At 49.3% G+C, this 16,909-nt stretch carries 19 protein-coding genes; 1 reads left to right on the forward strand and 18 read right to left on the reverse strand.

Annotation, left to right across the window (positions count from 1 at the left end; genetic code table 11):
• Positions 1–9: 9 nt before the first annotated feature.
• The 15 genes from L1N82_RS10895 to L1N82_RS10965 all read right to left on the reverse strand — a co-directional run bounded on the left by L1N82_RS10895 (position 10) and on the right by L1N82_RS10965 (position 13,965).
• Positions 10–2,271: a motility associated factor glycosyltransferase family protein gene (locus L1N82_RS10895; protein WP_235287421.1), complete on the reverse strand. Its 2,262-nt coding sequence runs from the start codon at positions 2,269–2,271 to the stop codon at positions 10–12.
• Positions 2,272–2,389: 118 nt separating this feature from the next.
• Positions 2,390–2,671 carry a hypothetical protein gene (locus L1N82_RS10900; RefSeq protein WP_235287422.1) on the reverse strand — a complete coding sequence of 94 codons (282 nt, stop codon included), beginning with the start codon at positions 2,669–2,671 and terminating at the stop codon, positions 2,390–2,392.
• A gap of 50 nt (positions 2,672–2,721) precedes the next feature.
• Positions 2,722–3,117, reverse strand: coding sequence for a flagellar export chaperone FliS (fliS, locus tag L1N82_RS10905; RefSeq protein ID WP_235287423.1), 396 nt, complete (start codon positions 3,115–3,117; stop codon positions 2,722–2,724).
• Positions 3,118–3,131: 14 nt separating this feature from the next.
• On the reverse strand, positions 3,132–4,601 hold the full coding sequence (gene fliD / locus L1N82_RS10910) for a flagellar filament capping protein FliD (protein WP_235287424.1): 1,470 nt from the start codon (positions 4,599–4,601) through the stop codon (positions 3,132–3,134).
• Between the two features lie 17 nt (positions 4,602–4,618).
• Positions 4,619–4,972 carry a flagellar protein FlaG gene (locus L1N82_RS10915; RefSeq protein ID WP_235287425.1) on the reverse strand — a complete coding sequence of 118 codons (354 nt, stop codon included), beginning with the start codon at positions 4,970–4,972 and terminating at the stop codon, positions 4,619–4,621.
• Positions 4,973–5,142: 170 nt separating this feature from the next.
• A complete protein-coding gene (locus L1N82_RS10920) occupies positions 5,143–5,910 on the reverse strand; it encodes a flagellin N-terminal helical domain-containing protein (protein WP_235287426.1) in 768 nt (255 codons plus the stop codon).
• A 126-nt stretch (positions 5,911–6,036) separates the two neighbouring features.
• Positions 6,037–6,276 (reverse strand): carbon storage regulator CsrA, encoded by a 240-nt coding sequence (csrA, locus tag L1N82_RS10925; RefSeq protein ID WP_235287427.1) that lies wholly within the window; start codon positions 6,274–6,276, stop codon positions 6,037–6,039.
• Positions 6,277–6,293: 17 nt separating this feature from the next.
• Positions 6,294–6,728, reverse strand: coding sequence for a flagellar assembly protein FliW (gene fliW / locus L1N82_RS10930; RefSeq protein ID WP_235287428.1), 435 nt, complete (start codon positions 6,726–6,728; stop codon positions 6,294–6,296).
• Positions 6,729–6,873: 145 nt separating this feature from the next.
• Positions 6,874–7,782: a flagellar hook-associated protein FlgL gene (gene flgL / locus L1N82_RS10935; RefSeq protein ID WP_235287429.1), complete on the reverse strand. Its 909-nt coding sequence runs from the start codon at positions 7,780–7,782 to the stop codon at positions 6,874–6,876.
• Positions 7,783–7,800: 18 nt separating this feature from the next.
• Positions 7,801–9,324, reverse strand: coding sequence for a flagellar hook-associated protein FlgK (flgK, locus tag L1N82_RS10940; protein WP_235287430.1), 1,524 nt, complete (start codon positions 9,322–9,324; stop codon positions 7,801–7,803).
• A gap of 17 nt (positions 9,325–9,341) precedes the next feature.
• A complete protein-coding gene (locus L1N82_RS10945) occupies positions 9,342–9,839 on the reverse strand; it encodes a flagellar protein FlgN (RefSeq protein WP_235287431.1) in 498 nt (165 codons plus the stop codon).
• A 26-nt stretch (positions 9,840–9,865) separates the two neighbouring features.
• Positions 9,866–10,132 carry a flagellar biosynthesis anti-sigma factor FlgM gene (gene flgM / locus L1N82_RS10950; protein WP_235287432.1) on the reverse strand — a complete coding sequence of 89 codons (267 nt, stop codon included), beginning with the start codon at positions 10,130–10,132 and terminating at the stop codon, positions 9,866–9,868.
• Between the two features lie 113 nt (positions 10,133–10,245).
• Positions 10,246–10,647, reverse strand: coding sequence for a TIGR03826 family flagellar region protein (locus tag L1N82_RS10955; RefSeq protein WP_235287433.1), 402 nt, complete (start codon positions 10,645–10,647; stop codon positions 10,246–10,248).
• A 130-nt stretch (positions 10,648–10,777) separates the two neighbouring features.
• Positions 10,778–11,356, reverse strand: a complete 579-nt coding sequence (locus tag L1N82_RS10960; protein ID WP_235287434.1) for a ComF family protein — start codon at positions 11,354–11,356, stop codon at positions 10,778–10,780.
• Between the two features lie 362 nt (positions 11,357–11,718).
• The gene (locus L1N82_RS10965) at positions 11,719–13,965 is read right to left on the reverse strand and encodes a helicase-related protein (RefSeq protein WP_235287435.1); all 2,247 of its coding nucleotides are present in this window, start codon (positions 13,963–13,965) and stop codon (positions 11,719–11,721) included.
• A 51-nt stretch (positions 13,966–14,016) separates the two neighbouring features.
• Here L1N82_RS10965 and L1N82_RS23230 point away from each other — a divergent pair, with 51 nt between their 5' ends.
• Positions 14,017–14,139, forward strand: coding sequence for a hypothetical protein (locus tag L1N82_RS23230; protein WP_268821935.1), 123 nt, complete (start codon positions 14,017–14,019; stop codon positions 14,137–14,139).
• Positions 14,140–14,180: 41 nt separating this feature from the next.
• On the opposite strand, the gene L1N82_RS10970 is transcribed toward L1N82_RS23230, so the two are convergent.
• The 3 genes from L1N82_RS10970 to L1N82_RS10980 form a co-directional block, all read right to left on the reverse strand.
• Positions 14,181–14,711, reverse strand: a complete 531-nt coding sequence (locus L1N82_RS10970) for a hypothetical protein (protein ID WP_235287436.1) — start codon at positions 14,709–14,711, stop codon at positions 14,181–14,183.
• A 265-nt stretch (positions 14,712–14,976) separates the two neighbouring features.
• Entirely contained in the window at positions 14,977–15,702 is a 726-nt protein-coding gene (locus tag L1N82_RS10975; RefSeq protein ID WP_235287437.1) for a response regulator, read from the reverse strand.
• Between the two features lie 6 nt (positions 15,703–15,708).
• Positions 15,709–16,869, reverse strand: a complete 1,161-nt coding sequence (locus L1N82_RS10980; protein WP_328284468.1) for a sensor histidine kinase — start codon at positions 16,867–16,869, stop codon at positions 15,709–15,711.
• Positions 16,870–16,909 lie beyond the last annotated feature (40 nt).

The following is a 16,909-nucleotide window of genomic DNA, read 5'->3' on the forward strand; positions in this document are numbered from 1 at the left end:
CCATTCTCTTTAACCTGCCAGCTCCGGCATCCGCTCTTTGATTCTTCTTGCGCCTTCTTCTGCTTTGACCAACAGACTTGGTGTTCTAGCTATCATTTCCTTCACAAGCGGCTGCATAATGGTTTGAGCCAGCTTGGCTTTATTAATTAAATTCTGTTCATAAGTCAATTCAGGCAGATCGCGTTCGAAGTCATTCAGTTCGTTCCGGAAGAGCATATTATACAAGCCTTGAAATGCTATGTCATCGATAACAAGCTTCCATTCCTTCTCAATCTCTTCGAACATCTGGAAGCACTTCTTCTGATTGGTCCGGCTTAACCCAAAAACCTTATCTATATATTGATCAATAGATTTAAGCCGTTCTTGACATCTCCTAATATTGTCCGGCAACCGTAACATGCGGTAGGCAACATCCTTCTTCCTCTGTTCTTCATAAGTATTCAGGATTTTCATTTCTTTTATGAAGAAATCCGGTTCAATCGTATCGCCTTTAACTTCTTCCAAGACTTCTCTCATCGGCTTAAATATCGTATGTTTGATTTTGGCCCCAAGACTTGAGGTGTTAACAAACGCAATCTCCGGATATTCAGCTAGCATGTCTTCAATATCAGCCAATGTTGTTCTCATCCCATCATTGGTACGGTTCATGGTTCCTTGGACGTTCTCTACTGTCTGGACGGCCCCTTTAATTATGCGGTCATTATGATCCGCAGATAAATGTCGGGCGCCAGGAGAATATAAATTTTCACCAGGGTAGGAAAGATCCTGTCCAGTAAATATAATTTTCTTGCAGCCCATATAGATTGCCGCCTGTATTGCGGTGCCTGTCACCGAATGACTAGGTGAAAATATAGGATCATCTGGTGTCAGATCCATAACATTTCGGGTTACATTATCATTCGTAAAATGAACATGCAGGAGATTATCCCCTTGCTCATCAATAATGCGATATTTAATCGTTGGCGTATAAAGCAAAGGAATGTGCTGGATATTTAATCCCTTGAAAGCCTCATAATTCGGCTCCCCACCATCCATGGATACAATTAAATGGGGTTCAACCCCATAATGGAGCAGAGATTGAATCGTCGATCCAGCTGCGATAATAAAAGCATGATCTTTCAACTCTCTCAATATTTCAATATCTGCAGCCAAAGAAGGTCCCGCCCCCGCTACAACAGCCGTCATCCCAGTGAACCTGTCCTTCAATCCCTTAACAGAAGGACACGACAGAGTTGCGGCCATATTGTTCAAACTATTCTCAATCCACTCATCACCGAAATGTTTATATATTTGCAAAGATCCGATATAGTCCAGCATGGCTATTTGCGCATCTTTGGAGAATTGCTCTGTATCAATTTTATTCAGTCGATAGTAATAAGGAAGAACAATAAACTGGGGGTCTCCTTTAAAAAACTTCAGAAACTTATAAAACATCTTATCTCGCAGACTCTTCTTGCTGCCTACGACGATATCGACCACGTTCAATTGCTTTAACAGTATTTCCAGATCTACTACACGCATTGCCGCGAGGAAAATTTGCTCGTCCGGTTCATAGATGGTTAGACGGTGCTCTGGATATGCCTTAGCATAAGCTTCAGCATGATAACCGAGACCAAGACCATACATAATGATATCTGTTTTCTCTTCTACCTTGTCCGCAATCTGTCTAATCCATCGAGCAGCCTCTTCCGCCGGATTATAACGGCTGTATATACATAAATCTTCCTCGGTATTATCTGTATTGCATAAATTAGGTTGCCCATTCCTGCTGTAAATTAGCTGATACCTGCCATGATCCATTTCAAGACCGTTTATTTCCTCACAAGCTTGAGGAAACCTTGCCTGCAGCACCTTCATGTTCGCTTGAAACCTCTGATCCAAAACAGCCTGTTCCTCACCCAGCTCGTTAGCGAGCTGCTCGAACAATGGAATCAACTCATATCTAATTGTGTCACTTGCTCCAATATGATCCTCGACATCCACGCATTCATTTAGAGCTTGAAACTTCTCACTCAGCTCCGAGACCGCCTGTACTATGGAAGAGTCTAGTGCCTTATATATATTCAGCTCACTAATATCCGCTGCCAAGACATTAAGTGTCTTATACAAATCATCCATCGCTTGCACAACTTCCCCGAAGTACTGCCAAGACTGATCTGTCATCGGCTCATAAAACAACTGCTCTACATCATTACAAGCCTGTATCAAGTTAGGCAAAAACCTGCGGACTTCATCCAGCGTCGCAGTGAATTCAGTTTCTGTCCGTTTCATCATTATACCCCCCAGCTTCATACTCTATATATCGGATAGCTGTATGGTTTGTATAATATAAACCTTTATCCAGTTATAAAAAAAGACCGTCAGATTAATACTAACGGCTTTCAAGTCATTATTCTTTTCGATCAAAGAAGAAGCTGCCCGGGGTGTAGGAATCTTGATAGGCCTTTTTCTGAACCCGGGTCTTACTGAGCTTCTGTATTGCTTGTGCTGCTTCTTCCTTTAATTCCAGCATACGATTCAGGATAACGGAGTCAAACTCGCCGATTTGACGCAGCATATGCTTCTCATCTTCAGACATATCAGGCTTTTGCTGCAATTCCTGCAGAACGTTGTCCCTTAAAACAACCAGTTCGGTAAACTCCTCATATGGAGCGGTATCTAGCTGTTCCACTAAACGGACCACTGTGTTGTAGAGAGCGGCTACAGAGCTGCGAGCAGCCATTAGATCGAACCCGCTTCCTTCATAAGAGTCCCGGCTGTTTGTTTCGCCGCCTGCTTCCATGCATCTCTCAGCTCAGATAGATGCTCCAGAACTTCCGCAGCCTTGGACGCTTCCTTCTTCACATTCGCCTGGATTAACAGGTGCAGCATGTACTCGTAAATACGAAGCAAATCGTTGGCAATTTCATACTTGGTATCCAAGGAAGCAATAAGCTCATTCACGATCGCCTGCGCCTTCTTGAGATTTGTATTCGCCGCCTCGTAATTGCGGTTGTTGATGCCTTCAATTCCTGACTTTGTGAATCGGATTGCACCTTCGTAAAGCATGATTAACAGTTGGCTGCCACTGGCTGTCTGGACGGAAGATTGCTGGTAAATACTATATGGCGAGTTCAAAACCGTTCACTCCTTTAACCGCTGAAGAAGCTTGAGAGACTTCCAGCTTGACTGTTATATTTATTAATGGCTGTTTCCATTGCAGCAAACATTTTGTAATAACGATTTTCTAATGAGACAAGACGGCTTTCTTCTCTGGTCTCCCGCTGTTTCATACTGCGTATCTGATCACTAAGCAGCGAGCTCTCCAGAAAGCTTGCATTGAGGCTTGTGCTGGTCAGCGAGGTACCCGCTTTCTTCTGCATACTGTTCAGCGCATCCATTGAAGAGTCCATCATCTTGGCAAACACTCCGGAAGTCGTGCTGGCAGGAGAAGTATCCGAGCTCTTGGCGCTGAAAAGATTAATGACTTCGTCCGGATTGGACTCCAGTGCCTTCCGGAGCTTATCCTCGTCCAGCACGAGTCTTCCCTTCTCCGTGTAGCTGCCCGTGGTGATACCAATCTGAATGGAATTGCCTTGGGCATCTTTAATACCTGCTACCAGGGAAGTGGCGGCTGTCCGCAATTCACTGATCATGGTGCTCAGCGAATCATCATTGCGTAATGTACCGTTGCGGGCTCTGCCCTCCCACAATTTAATCTCATCTTCGGTCATGCCCTTCTTCTCTTCGCTAGTCAGCGGGTTGTAGCTGTAACTCCGTGTCTCGGACAGTTCACCGTTAATGTCACTGATCAAGCTATTGTAATCGTTAACGAAGGATTTAACCGTTTCGATTATTTTGTTGGTATCCTGTGTCGCTGTAATGGTTGTGCTTGTGGCGGATACAGCCTTGACAGTGAAATTAAACCCGTTAACGGAGAAGATATTGCTTGCCTGGTTGTACGAGATCCCGTTAATTGTAGCTTGAGCATTCTTCCCTGCTACGCTGTTCGTTGTGTCCAGAGTTCCAGCAAACCCCTCGACAATCAGTTTATCTGTGCCAGTTTGCGTGGCGGTGAGTGAGAATTTCCCACTTGCTTCGTCATACAGAGCCGATGCCTTCACCTTGCTGGAATTGGTATTGATAGTCGCTGCCAGATCTGCCAGTGTGCCGTCCTTACTTAAGGATAAGGTCGCACCGTTAATCTTAACGGCCACATTATTAGCATTCGCACTGTCAATCGTAAACCCCAGACCCTCCAAAGTCTTTGTCTTGTCAGTAGCAGAGTAAGTGTAAAGTTTAAGCTCCGAGCTCGCCACTTGAGTGACCTTAACGTCTAAACTTCCCGCGGCTGTCCCGCTGGTAGAATTAACAGTTAGAGCATTCATGTCGCCACTTACCGTTGATGTCTTAGCGTTAATAGCGCTCGACAGATTGTAGTTTGCCAGCTTATTATTCCGGAAATCGACAATCTTTGAAGCCATCGTCCGGTAATCATCACGCTGCCATTCAATTCTTGTGCGCTGCTTCACTATATTGTCAATCTTGGAACGCTGAGCCTGCATCAGTTCCTTGACCATGCTGTCGATATCCATGCCGGATGCTAAGCCTGATAGTCTCACTTCACAACCTCCTTCTCTTAAACCTTCTTGTCAATAAGCAACCCGTTCAATTCCATCAGCTTGGCTGCCATATCGAGCAGCTTCCGTTCCGGAATTTCCCGGATCAGCTCTCCTGAAGCTTTATCCGAAATCTTGTATATAATTTGGTTGGTTTCCTCGTGGACACTGCGTTCCACCGTCGTCTCCCTACCCTGCATTAACTGAATCATTTCATTAATATCTTTACTGAGTCTCTGTTCAATCGCACCCGATTTCTTCTCAGAGTCAGCTGCATCCTTGGAGCTGGCTGCACTCTCATTCGACGGCCTGCTGCTAATGGTCTCTTGTGTAAATCCTGCCGTGGCATTAATCGATGAAATATTCATCGTCATGCTTACCACCCCGAATTCCATATTCGATTGTCTATTAACTATATCGGATACTGCTATAGAGAATATTAGACTTGTTCAGTCATTAAGATTAAGAACAGTAGAATTTTATAAAGGAATATATACAAAAAGAGACCCTAGAATTTCTAAGGCCTCTTCTCGTACTGAAGATATTATCTGAGAAGGGACAGAACGCCTTGCGGCTGCGAATTTGCCTGGGAAAGCATCGACTGGGAAGCTTGCAGAAGAATGTTGTTCTTCGTCAGCTTAACCATTTCGCTGGCCATGTCTGTGTCACGGATACGGGACTCAGCAGCTGTCAGGTTCTCAACAGTAGTGCCCAGGTTGTTGGATGTGTACTCCAGACGGTTCTGAACTGCACCAAGCTTCGCACGCTCAGACGATACACTCTTAATAGCAGTCTCAACTTGTGTAAGTGTGGTAGTAGATGAAAGTGTATTGAAATCAGTTGTAACAATAGCGGAGACCGCAATCGTCTGTGAAGCATCGTCAGACTGAATTGTTGCGCCACCAGTGATATTCATGCCATTGAACTTTGTGTTGGACATGATCTTAGTGATCTGCGATCCGAGTGCGTTGAGCTCCAGGTTGATGTTGGACTTGTCGCCAGCGCTGTAAGTTCCGTTCAGCTTCTGAACATTCAGTTCTTTCATACGAGTCAGCATGGAGCTTACTTCGTTCATTGCGCCTTCAGCTGTTTGCACGAAGGAAATACCGTCTTGTACGTTACGCTGAGCTTGCTCAAGACCACGGATTTGACCGCGCATTTTCTCGGAAACTGCCAGACCTGCTGCATCGTCAGCTGCACGGTTGATACGAAGACCGGAAGACAGCTTCTCCATACCTTTACCAGCTGCTGAAGTGTTAAGTGTCATGTTACGGTGAGTGTTAAGAGCTGTGATGTTGTGATTGATACGCATTTTAAATTTCCTCCCTGAAGTTGGTTGTTTAATCCCACATCCATGTGGTGCACCGGTTTGAGGTCGGCCGCCCTTCCCCGGTGTTAATATATATATCGGGAGGTTTTACGGATAAGTTTATAGCTGTTACGAATTTTTTTTCGCTTTTTTTATAAATCCCTGCAGCTCCGTAAGATCCATGGTTGGAGCTGCTGATTCACGGTTAGTCTCCTGCACCTGCTGGTGAATTTCCTTACGCAGAATCTCCACGTGACGCGGGGCCTTGATCCCGATCTTCACGGTATCGGACGTTACATCAAGTATAGTGACCTCAATCTCATCTTGAATGACGATCGTCTCGCCTTTCTTACGCGACAGAACCAGCATATGTCGCCGCCTCCTCTTTATTTGGAATGGGATCGTAACAAAGGATGTCTAGTCGTATAGTCATTCGTCCCTAACACAATCTGCCGCCCCAGCCGATTCTCCATGTTCAATATAATGGGGGCCACCAAATTAATCGTAGCCTGCTCCCAATTATCTCGTACGCTTACAATGGAACGAATCATCAGCTGCTCCGTCCCTTCCAGCTTCAGATCCTCTTGAACGGTCTCAGGAGCGTCAAATTGGTATTCCGGATAGAATACGAATGGGTCTGCAATGATAAACATCAAAGCCGGATTTGTCGTTGAATGCAGATAGGATAAGGCTCCATCCTCATCCGCCTCCAAAATAACAAACTCAGTTTCATCTTCAAAACCTGGAATACCTTTGGTGAACGTGTAAATATCCTCTTCTTTAATAGCAAGCGTTCCAAAACGGCTTGTCTGCAGTTCCATTCATGTCAACTCCCGTTCTATAGCTCATATATCGTTCTGGTTTAAAGCTAAAAGAAAAAGCTATAGAACCTTTACGGTAACTATAGCCTGTATTTACCTACAATATAACATACCTGTATGCCTGATTTACAACAACACGCAAGCTTTAACGCAGAAAATCGACCAGTGTCGGTGTAATAATCTTGGCGCCTACTGACAAGGAAGCCTGATAAATATTTTCATTGATTTTGGAGCTGATCAGCAGATTCTCAATATCCGCATCTTCTGTCCGTGATTGCAAATCCGTCACATTGAGTTCCATGTCCTTCAACCGGTTCTGGACCAGCTCGACACGGTTCACACGGGCGCCGATCTCTGAACGAATAGTCAGAACTTGGTTCATGCGTGAATCAATACTGGTAAGCTCAGCGGCTACATCATCGTATTGCCCTGTCGAGAGTGCAGTCGATATACGGTCAATTACCGAGAATATATTATCGGTATCCGTCTGGCTTCCGAAGACTTCATTGCCCGAGATGTTAACAGGCAGGGTTACTCCTACACCCAACGCATATCTCACTTCACCCGTATCGGTTACTACTGTCTTCGCATCGAAGGCAGGGTCTGCCGTATTGTAAGGGATCGACGTATAATTTTCCCCGTTGAAAATGTATTTGCCGTTAAGCTTACTGTTGCCAATATCGATTAGCTGTTCCTTCAGCATTACAACCTCGTTATTGATCGCATCCAAAGCAGTTTGAGGGTTTGTTCCGTTGGAAGCCTGCACCGTCAGTTCCTTCAGCCGGTTCAGTACATCGCCCGTTTGCGACAATACCGTATCATTAAAATCCAGCCATGACAAAGCCGAATCCACGTTCTTCTGATATTGGGTGTTAGCGGACAGCTCGCTGCGGTAGCGCAGGGAATACGTAATACCCACCGGATCATCCGAAGGCTTATTAATCTTGCGGCCTGTTGCTGTCTGATTCTGCAAGTCCGACATTTGCGTTAAATTTTTGTTTAAGTTCCGGGTAAGCTGCATATGCATCATACCAGGGGTTACGCGCAGAGACATCGTTCTCAACCTCCAATATTAACGGCCAACAACACCGGTTCCATTAATTAATTTGTCCATCATTTCATCGAATGTGGTCATAATCCGCGCTGCAGCTGAGTAGGCATGCTGGAACCGGACGAGTTCTGACATCTCTTCATCAAGGGAAACTCCGCTTACAGATTGGCGGCTGCTGTTCACCTGATCAACCTGTGCTTGAGCATTCGTAGCCTGTCTAACCGCTTCCTGAGTCTGTACACCAAGCGAGCCGACCATCGAATTATAATAGTCAGATATGGTAGAAGCGGTGATATTCCCGCCCATTACTGACTCGTCAAAACTAAATTTGAAGTCTTTCAATTCAGACATAATCAGTGCAATCGTATTGTTCCCTTTAACAACTTCTCCGTTGGAGTCTAACCGGGCAGATGTAGCTATATTGTTCGAATCCGTCACAATATCCGGGTTAACTTGAATGCTTGCGGCTGTAATACCATTTGCGCCCGTGCCGAAGGTGAAGAAATCTCCACCGGCAGTCGCCGGAGATTTGAGTGTATAGCCTAGCTTATGCAGTCCGTTAATACCATTCACCTTCATCACGCGTGGCGCTGCAAGAGGGGCTGCTTCTCCTGGGATCGTCGATCCGGCGGGAATGGTAACCTCAATTTCGCCAGTAGCAATCGTGTTTGCCAACAGATTCAGCTGATCCTGGTACTCTTTCACATATATATCCCGGGAAACAATCATACCGAATACTTCACCGTTGTTCAAATCACCTGAAGTATAAGCAGCCTGCAGAGACGCCGCGGTGACAGGGGTAGTATTGATGCCCTGCACCAGCTGCTGGCCTCCCATTGTGATCGTATAGCCCTGCGCCCCATCCGTTACCTGAACATTGACGATCTTGGACAGCTTATCGGTCAACAGATCCCGCTGATCCCGCAAATCATTCGCATGATCACCAAGTCCCTCAATCCGTTTGATCTCATTATTCAGCGATGAGATCGTCCCCAGCATGGTGTTAATCTCCGTGGCTTTCACTTCTATATTGCTGGTCAAATCTACACTCAGGTCCGATAATTGTTTACTTACCTGATTAAATGCGTCTGTCAAAGCCAAGGCATTCTCTCTGACAATCTTTCGTCCCGTCACATTCTCCGGATCCTTGCTCAAGTCTGACCAAGCATTCCAGAAATTCTCCACTACAGTACGAATTCCCGTATCGCTAGGTTCATTCACAATCCCTTCCAGCTTCTGCAGCGTATCGCTCTGAACGCTCCAGCTGCCCAGATACTTGCTCTGGTTACGGAACTGATCATCCAGGAATGATACGCGAACCCGCTCAATGGATGTGAATTCCACACCCGTACCGAGCTGACCCGCTGCTACAGAACGGCTCATGCCATAGGCTTCAATCGGACGAGCCGCGGCCATCTTGACGATCTGGCGGGAGTACCCTTCTGTGTTAGCGTTGGCAATGTTGTGGCCAACGGTATTGATGGCAGCCTGCTGTGTGAATAAGCTGCGCTTCGCTGTCTCCAGCGTATGAAACGTTGATCTCATGACAGGTCTTCCCCTCCCTACGCTCTGGTGTCAAAAGCTCCGGCACGCCCTGCGCCCGGCATTCCCTTCATCGGATGCTTGTAAACAAGATCCTCTGTTGGATCATCTATTACTAAATCTATCGAATAATTAATGAATGCAAGTGATTGTTCGATTAATTGCTGATTGAGTGCATTATTGCGCTGCAGCTCCCCTAGAATACTCGACAGCTGCTGCTGTTTATCAATCAGTCTCTTCTTCTCTTCCGGATGATGGACCGACTGGACCAGCTCACGCAGGGTATTCAATCTGGAACGGTGCTTGATCTCGGCAAAGTACCAGTTCGTCTGCTGAATGCGGGCACGTTCTAACACTTCTGCCTGAGCAATAAGCTTCCGTTCCTTCTGAATGATGCCATTGAGCTTGTCCACATCGTTGTGAACCAGAACAGGGGTCTTTTCCTTCGCCGTCTCTAATAGTTGCTCATATAACTCCGTCTGGTGCTCCAGCGTTTGCATAATGTCTGCCAAAGACATGTTCTCGTTCACCTGTCCTTCAAATGTTATGGTCTCAGATATGGCAGGAGCTTCTCCGCAACCTTGCCGGCATCAACTTTATAGGTGCCTGTCGCTACCGATTGCTTCAGCTTCTCAATCCGCTCTGCCTGCTGCGGATCATTGATCCGGCTGCTCGTAAGCAGCTGCTTGGCTTCCGCAGAAATTTGAACCTCATCCTTCTGCCGCTTCTTATTAACTTGCCCTGCACGATGGTCCAGCTGCTTCTGATAGGAGTTCACAGCACCAATACGGTTTGTTTCATTGATCTTCATAGACGCCACCTCTTTTGTTAACAGCAATTAAAAAAACAACCGACAATCCCTTTATAAAGGTATTATCGGTTGTTTTGCAACAAAAATTTATAGATTGTAAGCAGATACCCAAATTATTCACGCTGTTTGTCTATCGAGTAGGTGTTATAAGTCCCTTCTGATGCGGATCTCGACTGGTCAGCCTTCTGGACTTCCCTGAAGTCACGGCTGATTCTATGGCGGCATTCCATGCAGAGATTGCCTTCACGAATCGGCGTGCCGCAGGACTCACATGCGAGCGCCATATTGGGGTGATTAAGAATTGAGATCCGGCCTTCCCGGATAAAGCGGGTTATCTGCTTCATCGGAACTTCAGTTGCTTCGGACAGCTCATGAATCGTGCAGCCTTTATTTTTCCTTAAATACTCGGCACACAGCTCATACTGCTTATCAACCTCTTTTATACATACAGGACACATATCACGAAGATTTTTGGCATACAGCTTACCACAGCGCGGGCAATTTCCAAGGTTCATGAGCAGTCGCCCCTCCATTAATCCTATTATGACTTATCACGGTTGCTAGTCATTTTATTGTAACGGATATGCGACAAAAATGCGATATTTTTCGACGCTTCTTTGATAAAAATCTGTCGAAAGCTGAGGGCTAGGAACGGGACCATGTAAGCGAATAAATTTCACACGCTGACTGACTTCGCTGAGTCAGCACCTCTGAGCAGGCCTGAATCGTACTTCCCGTCGTATAGATGTCATCTACCAGAAGAATACGGACAGAGGAGTAAATGGAACGATCGCCGGACTGATTATCCTTATATCTCTTCCCTGCAGGGTTAATCCGCTGATGGTACTGCTCCTCCCATGCTGCCCACCCTGCCTCGTCCGGAGCGAATAGGGAATGCATATCAATCATCCGCTCTCTCCGGGTCTTTAAGCTCTGCTTGCCGCTATGGCGTGTACGCACAAGCAGCGCTTGAACGGGCAGATTGAACCGGCCGCCCAGTACCGCTGCAAGCCGCTCCGCCTGGTTAAAACCGCGTTCTTGCGCGCGCTCGCCGCTAACCGGAACATAGGTAATCAAATCCCACGGCTCACAGCCCGGCGATACGGTACCGCTCCCGGCCGCCAGCCTGCTCAGCTCATAATAAGGGAGGTACAGCATTTCGGCAAGCAGCGGCTCAAGCCTCTCAAGGCCGCGGTACTTGTATAGCGCCAGCCAGTCCCGCATAGTTGAATCATACTGCACGGCACTCCGGTTATACAGGAAAGCTGGGCGTGAACGTCTATTGCAGTCTGGACATGCTATTCCCCGACCGCATACCCCGCATCTGATGTCGGTCAGCCATGGTATCAGGACCAGGCAGTCCCGACATAACTTATTTGAAATCGACTGGAAGATGCCGTAGACCGGGCGTCTATGCTGAGGAAGGAGATCACGGTACCAGCCGTTAAAGCTGTGAAAGGCGGCTGTACTATCCCTCCCGCCTGTTCTTCGGCCGCAGAGCAGGCAGCCGCAGCCTTGCTCTTGAAGGAATCCGGCTCCCGCACGCAGTCCTTGAGCAGCCCATGATCTTATGCGGTTTAACAGCATCAGCCTCCGCTCCCTTCACCCGACTGAATAATATATCCTTTAGCCGCCGCCATGCGGTTCATCACCCGGATATGGCGCACTGCCTGACGCTGCGCTCGGCTTGGGATAGAACTGCAGTAGTACACGCGGCCTGCCGGGTCATCCGCAGAGCGGCCGGCCCTGCCTGACATCTGTACGAGCGCCGCCTCATCGAACAGCCGGCTGTCGGCATCCAGAATGAAGACGTCGCTGCGGGGGATGGTGACGCCGCGTTCCAGAATCGTCGTGGTCACCAGGACGCGCAGCTCCCCGCTGCGAAACCGGTTCACCTTGTCCGCCCGCTCCTCATCCTGTGACGAGGTGCAGCCAACCTTCAGATCTGCAGGGCAGAATGTGCGCAGCAAGGCGGCAATGGGCTCGCACAGGTTGATCCTCTGGACAAAGACAAATACCTGGGCTCCCCTGGAAACTGACGCCAGCAGGACCTTCTTCAGGCCCGCAGGCACCTGCTTCTGCCTGAGTATCTCAGCGGCCGGCGGGACCCGAAGCTGTACAGGCACCGGCAGCGGATGTCTGTGGAACCGGACCGGTACTCGCGCATGCTGCAGACGCCCCGAAGTGGCTGCACGCTGAAGCAGGGCAGGAGGAGTGGCGGAGAGCAGTATACATCTGCCTTCAGATGCTGCCGCATGCTCCGCAGCGAAGTGAAGTATGGGGTCTCCATGATAGGGGAAGGCGTCCAGCTCATCGATAATGACAAGGTCAAACGCTTCACGGAACCGCATCAACTGATGGGTTGTGGCAAGCGTTATCGTTCCCCGCTCCCAGCGCTGCGGACTGCCTCCGTACAGCGTCACAACAGATAAATCCGGGAAGGCCTTTCTTATACGCGGGTCCAGTTCCAGCACGACATCCCGTCGCGGGGTTGCAATAAGCACCTGTCCGCCGCGGGCTGCTGCGGATTCTACAAGCGGAAAAATCATTTCGGTCTTGCCGGCGCCTGTTACAGCCCATAACAGAAACTTATGCTGATAATTGTTGGCCTTTGTCCATCGCAGCGATAGGCTCCTTAATAATGAGCGAAATGTGCTTTCAGCCGGGCCTGAGGAAACCTGTTCTGCCCAGCAACTAGATAACCTCTGTGCCGCTTGACTTGTCGGGGAGCGAGTCACCGGCTGCTCAATGAATGCCAAAGCAGCACCCGCAGCCTCAGCTTGCGCGGGACTGAGCTTCCAGCGTCTGATCCGCTCGTGGGCAGGCGCCTGTCGGGCAGCTGTGAATTCTTCCGAGTGTTGGCCTAGTCTGTTGGGTGCCGGGAACTGCCAGGCTGCCGGCATGCCAAGGCTTCGCTGCCCGCTGCCGATAATAAGCAGTTCGCATTCCCGGCTTCGGCCCAGCAGGATGCAGGCCTCGCAGCAGGCGCATACCCGCCCGCATGCTGCGCAGGGCGTGCTGCGCATCTTCGCCTCCCCGCTGCCGCAGCGCAGGCAGCGGAGGCGCCGCCGGGGGCGCGCCCCCGGCCATCGCCGGACTTCGTCCCGGGCGATGGCGCTGCAGAGGCGCAGCCTGCCCAGCAGGGCCGCCAGTTGGAGCACACCGCTCCAACCGGCGGCTGCCGGGCACTCGGCGCCCGCGGCGCCGAGCAGGGCGTGCGCTTCGCTGCCTAGCAGCGCACGCCCCTGCAGCGCAGCGGCGGCTGTCTGCGCCGCCGCTGCGAGCGCACGGGCCTCCCCCGCCGTGGCGGAGGCCCTGTGCGTCCCGCCGGTTCCGCCCGTACTGCCGGGGCGAATCCGGCGGACCCGGCCCCCGCAGCTGCTGCCCGGCGGCCTTCCTCCCGAGCCGCTTGCCATCCGCAGCGGCTCGCCCTCCAGCCCTGCCTCGAGTACACTTCTCTTCAGCACTTGTTCAGCAGAAAGACCTGCTCCGCTGAACGTTTTTTTCATACAGACTTCAAAATCTCTGCCCCTCTCTATACACCGTCTATGCGAGTCCCCCCTTCCCAAGGTCTCTCCCGTTCCTCTGCCTCCCGTCAGCCGGTCAAACCGCTTTGCAGCAGCAAGCGCAATGCCTAGCGGCAGCGGCTCATCCCAGATCATCATATCCTTGGCAGCAGCTGCAAGGGCCCCCTCGTCTCCATCTCTACTTTCCGCCCTGACTTGCTCCCGAAATAATTCATCCAGGTAGTACCTGATTACAACATCCATATCTACGGCTGCTCCTGCCTCCCAGACATTCTTCAGGCGCACCGCATACACGACTGCCTTCATTCGACACCTCCTGTAAATAAATATGGTCTCTCGCCATTTCCGCTACCCAGCATGACCCAACAAAAAAACACCCGAACAGCGCTTCTTAAGCGCTATCCGGGTGTGCTTCACACGGGTCGGTACTATTATGGCGGCCAGCCGCAGCTGCGAGCCGAACTGATGCCTGTATTATAAAATGTCCGCAGCCTTTTGACAAGCTGAGCCCCTTCGTTCTTCTATAGCGGCAGCTTATTGAGCTCTGCCGGGTTACGAAGATCCACGACTACAGCGTGATCGGCCGCATGGACATAGCCTTCACGCTGCAGCTGCCACAGCAGCCGGGAAGGCTCCAGCTCATCATTCTCTTGACCCAGAAGCTGGCTGGCACTATAATTTGCCCTTCTCATATCAGGACCCTGCTCATGTATGCGCTCCCATTTCTGAAGCCCGCTGACGGTCCCCTGAGTACCTGTTCCGCCGGTGCGGCATACCGCAATCCCGCTATCCTGCTTACGGAACCGCTTCACAATATCCATTGTCTCATCGTTTGTGTTGCAGTCCACAACCGTCACTTTGACCTCCGTTCCCGAACGGAGCGAGAATCCGCGAAGCACTCTGAGATACCATTCGATTCTCGGTGCCTGGTTATTTGCCATTAATACATAATGTCTGCCGCCCTGCTGTTTATCCCCACTAACTGCTGTCCAATATATGGCAAGGCCCGCAAGCATGTAGCAGCAGACAATCAATAAGAGGATATGAATCACCGCTCCCCGCCTCCTTCATGCCAACCTGTAATGATCGGGTATGGCTGTTGTACCAGATGCCACACTATATGCGTTACCCTGCCTACTGGTGAACATGAAGAAGGGACAGCCATAACAATATCCGGCAATAAGAGTTATTAAATATCCTGTCCACAGTTTTATCCACATGTTATACACATTATCCACAGCGGCGATCAGCAGCCTGTGTACATAGCAAAAACAGCTCCCGCCGGGGAGCTGTTCGCTTGTGAACCATACGTTTATATTATAAGGTTACCCAGCCAAACTTGATCGAATTAATAACCGCCTGCGTGCGGTCATCAACCTCCATCTTCTGCAGGATACTGCTGACATGGTTTTTGACTGTCTTCTCACTGATATACAGGTATTCGCCAATCATCTTGTTGCTCTTGCCTTCCGCCATTAAGCGGAGCACTTCCGCCTCGCGGCGTGTAAGCGGATTGTTATCGCCTGCAACGAACTTAACGCCAGGCTCCTGCGTTGCAGCCGCTCCGGATACCACACCAATCTCATCCAGATAGGTCATTCGGCGGAGCTGGTTAATCAGCTTTCCCGTCACCTTCGGATGAATGTAGGCGTGGCCATTGACTACCGAGCGGATCGCGTTGATCAGCGACTCGGCTTCCATATCCTTCAGCAAATAACCAGATGCGCCTTTACGGAGCGTCTCGAATACATAGCTTTCATCATCATGGATCGACAGGATAATAACTTTGATGTCGGGAAAAATATCACGGAGCCGCTCGGTTGCCACGACCCCGTTTTCTATTGGCATGTTAATGTCCATCAGAACCACTTCAGGCTTGGTATGGTTACAGAACTCCAGAACCTGGATCCCGTCTCCGCACTCTCCGATGACCTCAAGGTCATCCTCCATGTTTAAAATCCGTTTAAGGCCTTCCCGGAACAACTGATGATCGTCTGCAATCAACACTTTAATTTTCCGGTTGCCCGCGGGCTTCTGATCCATCGTCAATTACTCCTTTCTCTGTTCCGCATTTATCGGAATTTGAATCGAAATTTTCGTCCCCTGATTGATGGCGGATTCGATATGCATCCTCCCCTCCAGAAGCTCGACTCTCTCTCTCATGCCGATCAGGCCGAAATGAGTGCTATCCTTGGATCTTGCTTCTACTACATCAACATTGAAGCCCGAGCCGTTATCCTGGATGAGAATCTTCACCATGTCAGTTTGGTACTTCACTTCTAGTCCTATAAAAGTAGGATTCGCATGTTTTAACGCATTTGTACAGGCCTCTTGCACTAGCCGGTAGATCGCTGCCTCCATTGCGGAGGGGAGCCGGGTCTCACGGCCAATCGTCTCAAACACGGTGCGGATTTGCGTCTTTTCCTCAAAATCCTGCATGTATTTGCGCAGAGTCGGGACGAGTCCCAGATCATCCAAGGCCATCGGTCGCAGATTGAACATGATTTTCCTGATTTCTTCCAGTCCGGACCGGACCTGTCCCTTTAAGTCTATTAATTCGTCCTGCACTAGCTTAAATTCCTGCTTGCCGAGCATTCTTTCTGCAATTTCCGTCCTAAGCACTATATTGGCAAGGGACTGAGCAGGACCATCATGGATCTCTCTGGCTATCCGTTTGCGTTCTTCTTCTTGGGCTAGAATAATTTTTAAACCGAGCAGTTGGCGGTTCTTAGCTGACTCCAAAATTCGGGTCACCTGATTCAAGTCTCCAGAAAGGTACTCCAGCACTACATTAATCTGGGATCCTATTGTTTCGGCGCGCTCAAGAGAGAGCTCGACGTTCTTGACCCGCTTCTGCAGGTCATCACGCCGAGCCTTCAGATAAGCTTCCTTTTCCCTGTATACCATTAAATCCAGCTGCAGCTGTGTAGCTTTCTCATAAGCGGATTTAATATCGGCTTCCTTATAACGGATGAAATCCTTGCTGACCTCGGTCAGACGAATCCGCGCACGGCGGTATTCCAGCTCCAGCTGATCGACCTTCTCGATCGTATCAGCTGTCTCCCTCAATACCTCCTCAAGCTCCTGATTCAGCAGCAGAAGCTCCTCGCGCGCGGTTTCCCCTATCTCAAATATTTGGTATTTGCTGTCTTCCATCACCGTAATCGCATTCTTGATGACACGATCAATGTTGTATGTCCGGTCCTCCACGTGTTTTACGTCACCCTCCGGTTAAATTCACTAACCATTA

This window comes from Paenibacillus tarimensis (genome assembly GCF_021532315.1).
Taxonomy (GTDB): domain Bacteria; phylum Bacillota; class Bacilli; order Paenibacillales; family Paenibacillaceae; genus Paenibacillus_I; species Paenibacillus_I tarimensis.

Coding starts and splice junctions, on each gene's coding strand:
- L1N82_RS10895 (WP_235287421.1), bottom strand. CDS start 2,271: ATGAAACGGACAGAAACTGAATTCACTGCGACGCTGGATGAAGTCCGC.
- L1N82_RS10915 (WP_235287425.1), bottom strand. CDS start 4,972: ATGACGATGAATATTTCATCGATTAATGCCACGGCAGGATTTACACAA.
- L1N82_RS10920 (WP_235287426.1), bottom strand. CDS start 5,910: ATGCGTATCAATCACAACATCACAGCTCTTAACACTCACCGTAACATG.
- csrA (WP_235287427.1), bottom strand. CDS start 6,276: ATGCTGGTTCTGTCGCGTAAGAAAGGCGAGACGATCGTCATTCAAGAT.
- fliW (WP_235287428.1), bottom strand. CDS start 6,728: ATGGAACTGCAGACAAGCCGTTTTGGAACGCTTGCTATTAAAGAAGAG.
- flgL (WP_235287429.1), bottom strand. CDS start 7,782: ATGTCTCTGCGCGTAACCCCTGGTATGATGCATATGCAGCTTACCCGG.
- flgK (WP_235287430.1), bottom strand. CDS start 9,324: ATGAGATCAACGTTTCATACGCTGGAGACAGCGAAGCGCAGCTTATTC.
- L1N82_RS10945 (WP_235287431.1), bottom strand. CDS start 9,839: ATGTCTTTGGCAGACATTATGCAAACGCTGGAGCACCAGACGGAGTTA.
- flgM (WP_235287432.1), bottom strand. CDS start 10,132: ATGAAGATCAATGAAACAAACCGTATTGGTGCTGTGAACTCCTATCAG.
- L1N82_RS10955 (WP_235287433.1), bottom strand. CDS start 10,647: ATGAACCTTGGAAATTGCCCGCGCTGTGGTAAGCTGTATGCCAAAAAT.
- L1N82_RS10960 (WP_235287434.1), bottom strand. CDS start 11,356: ATGCGGGACTGGCTGGCGCTATACAAGTACCGCGGCCTTGAGAGGCTT.
- L1N82_RS10965 (WP_235287435.1), bottom strand. CDS start 13,965: ATGAAGGCAGTCGTGTATGCGGTGCGCCTGAAGAATGTCTGGGAGGCA.
- L1N82_RS23230 (WP_268821935.1), top strand. CDS start 14,017: ATGACCCAACAAAAAAACACCCGAACAGCGCTTCTTAAGCGCTATCCG.
- L1N82_RS10975 (WP_235287437.1), bottom strand. CDS start 15,702: ATGGATCAGAAGCCCGCGGGCAACCGGAAAATTAAAGTGTTGATTGCA.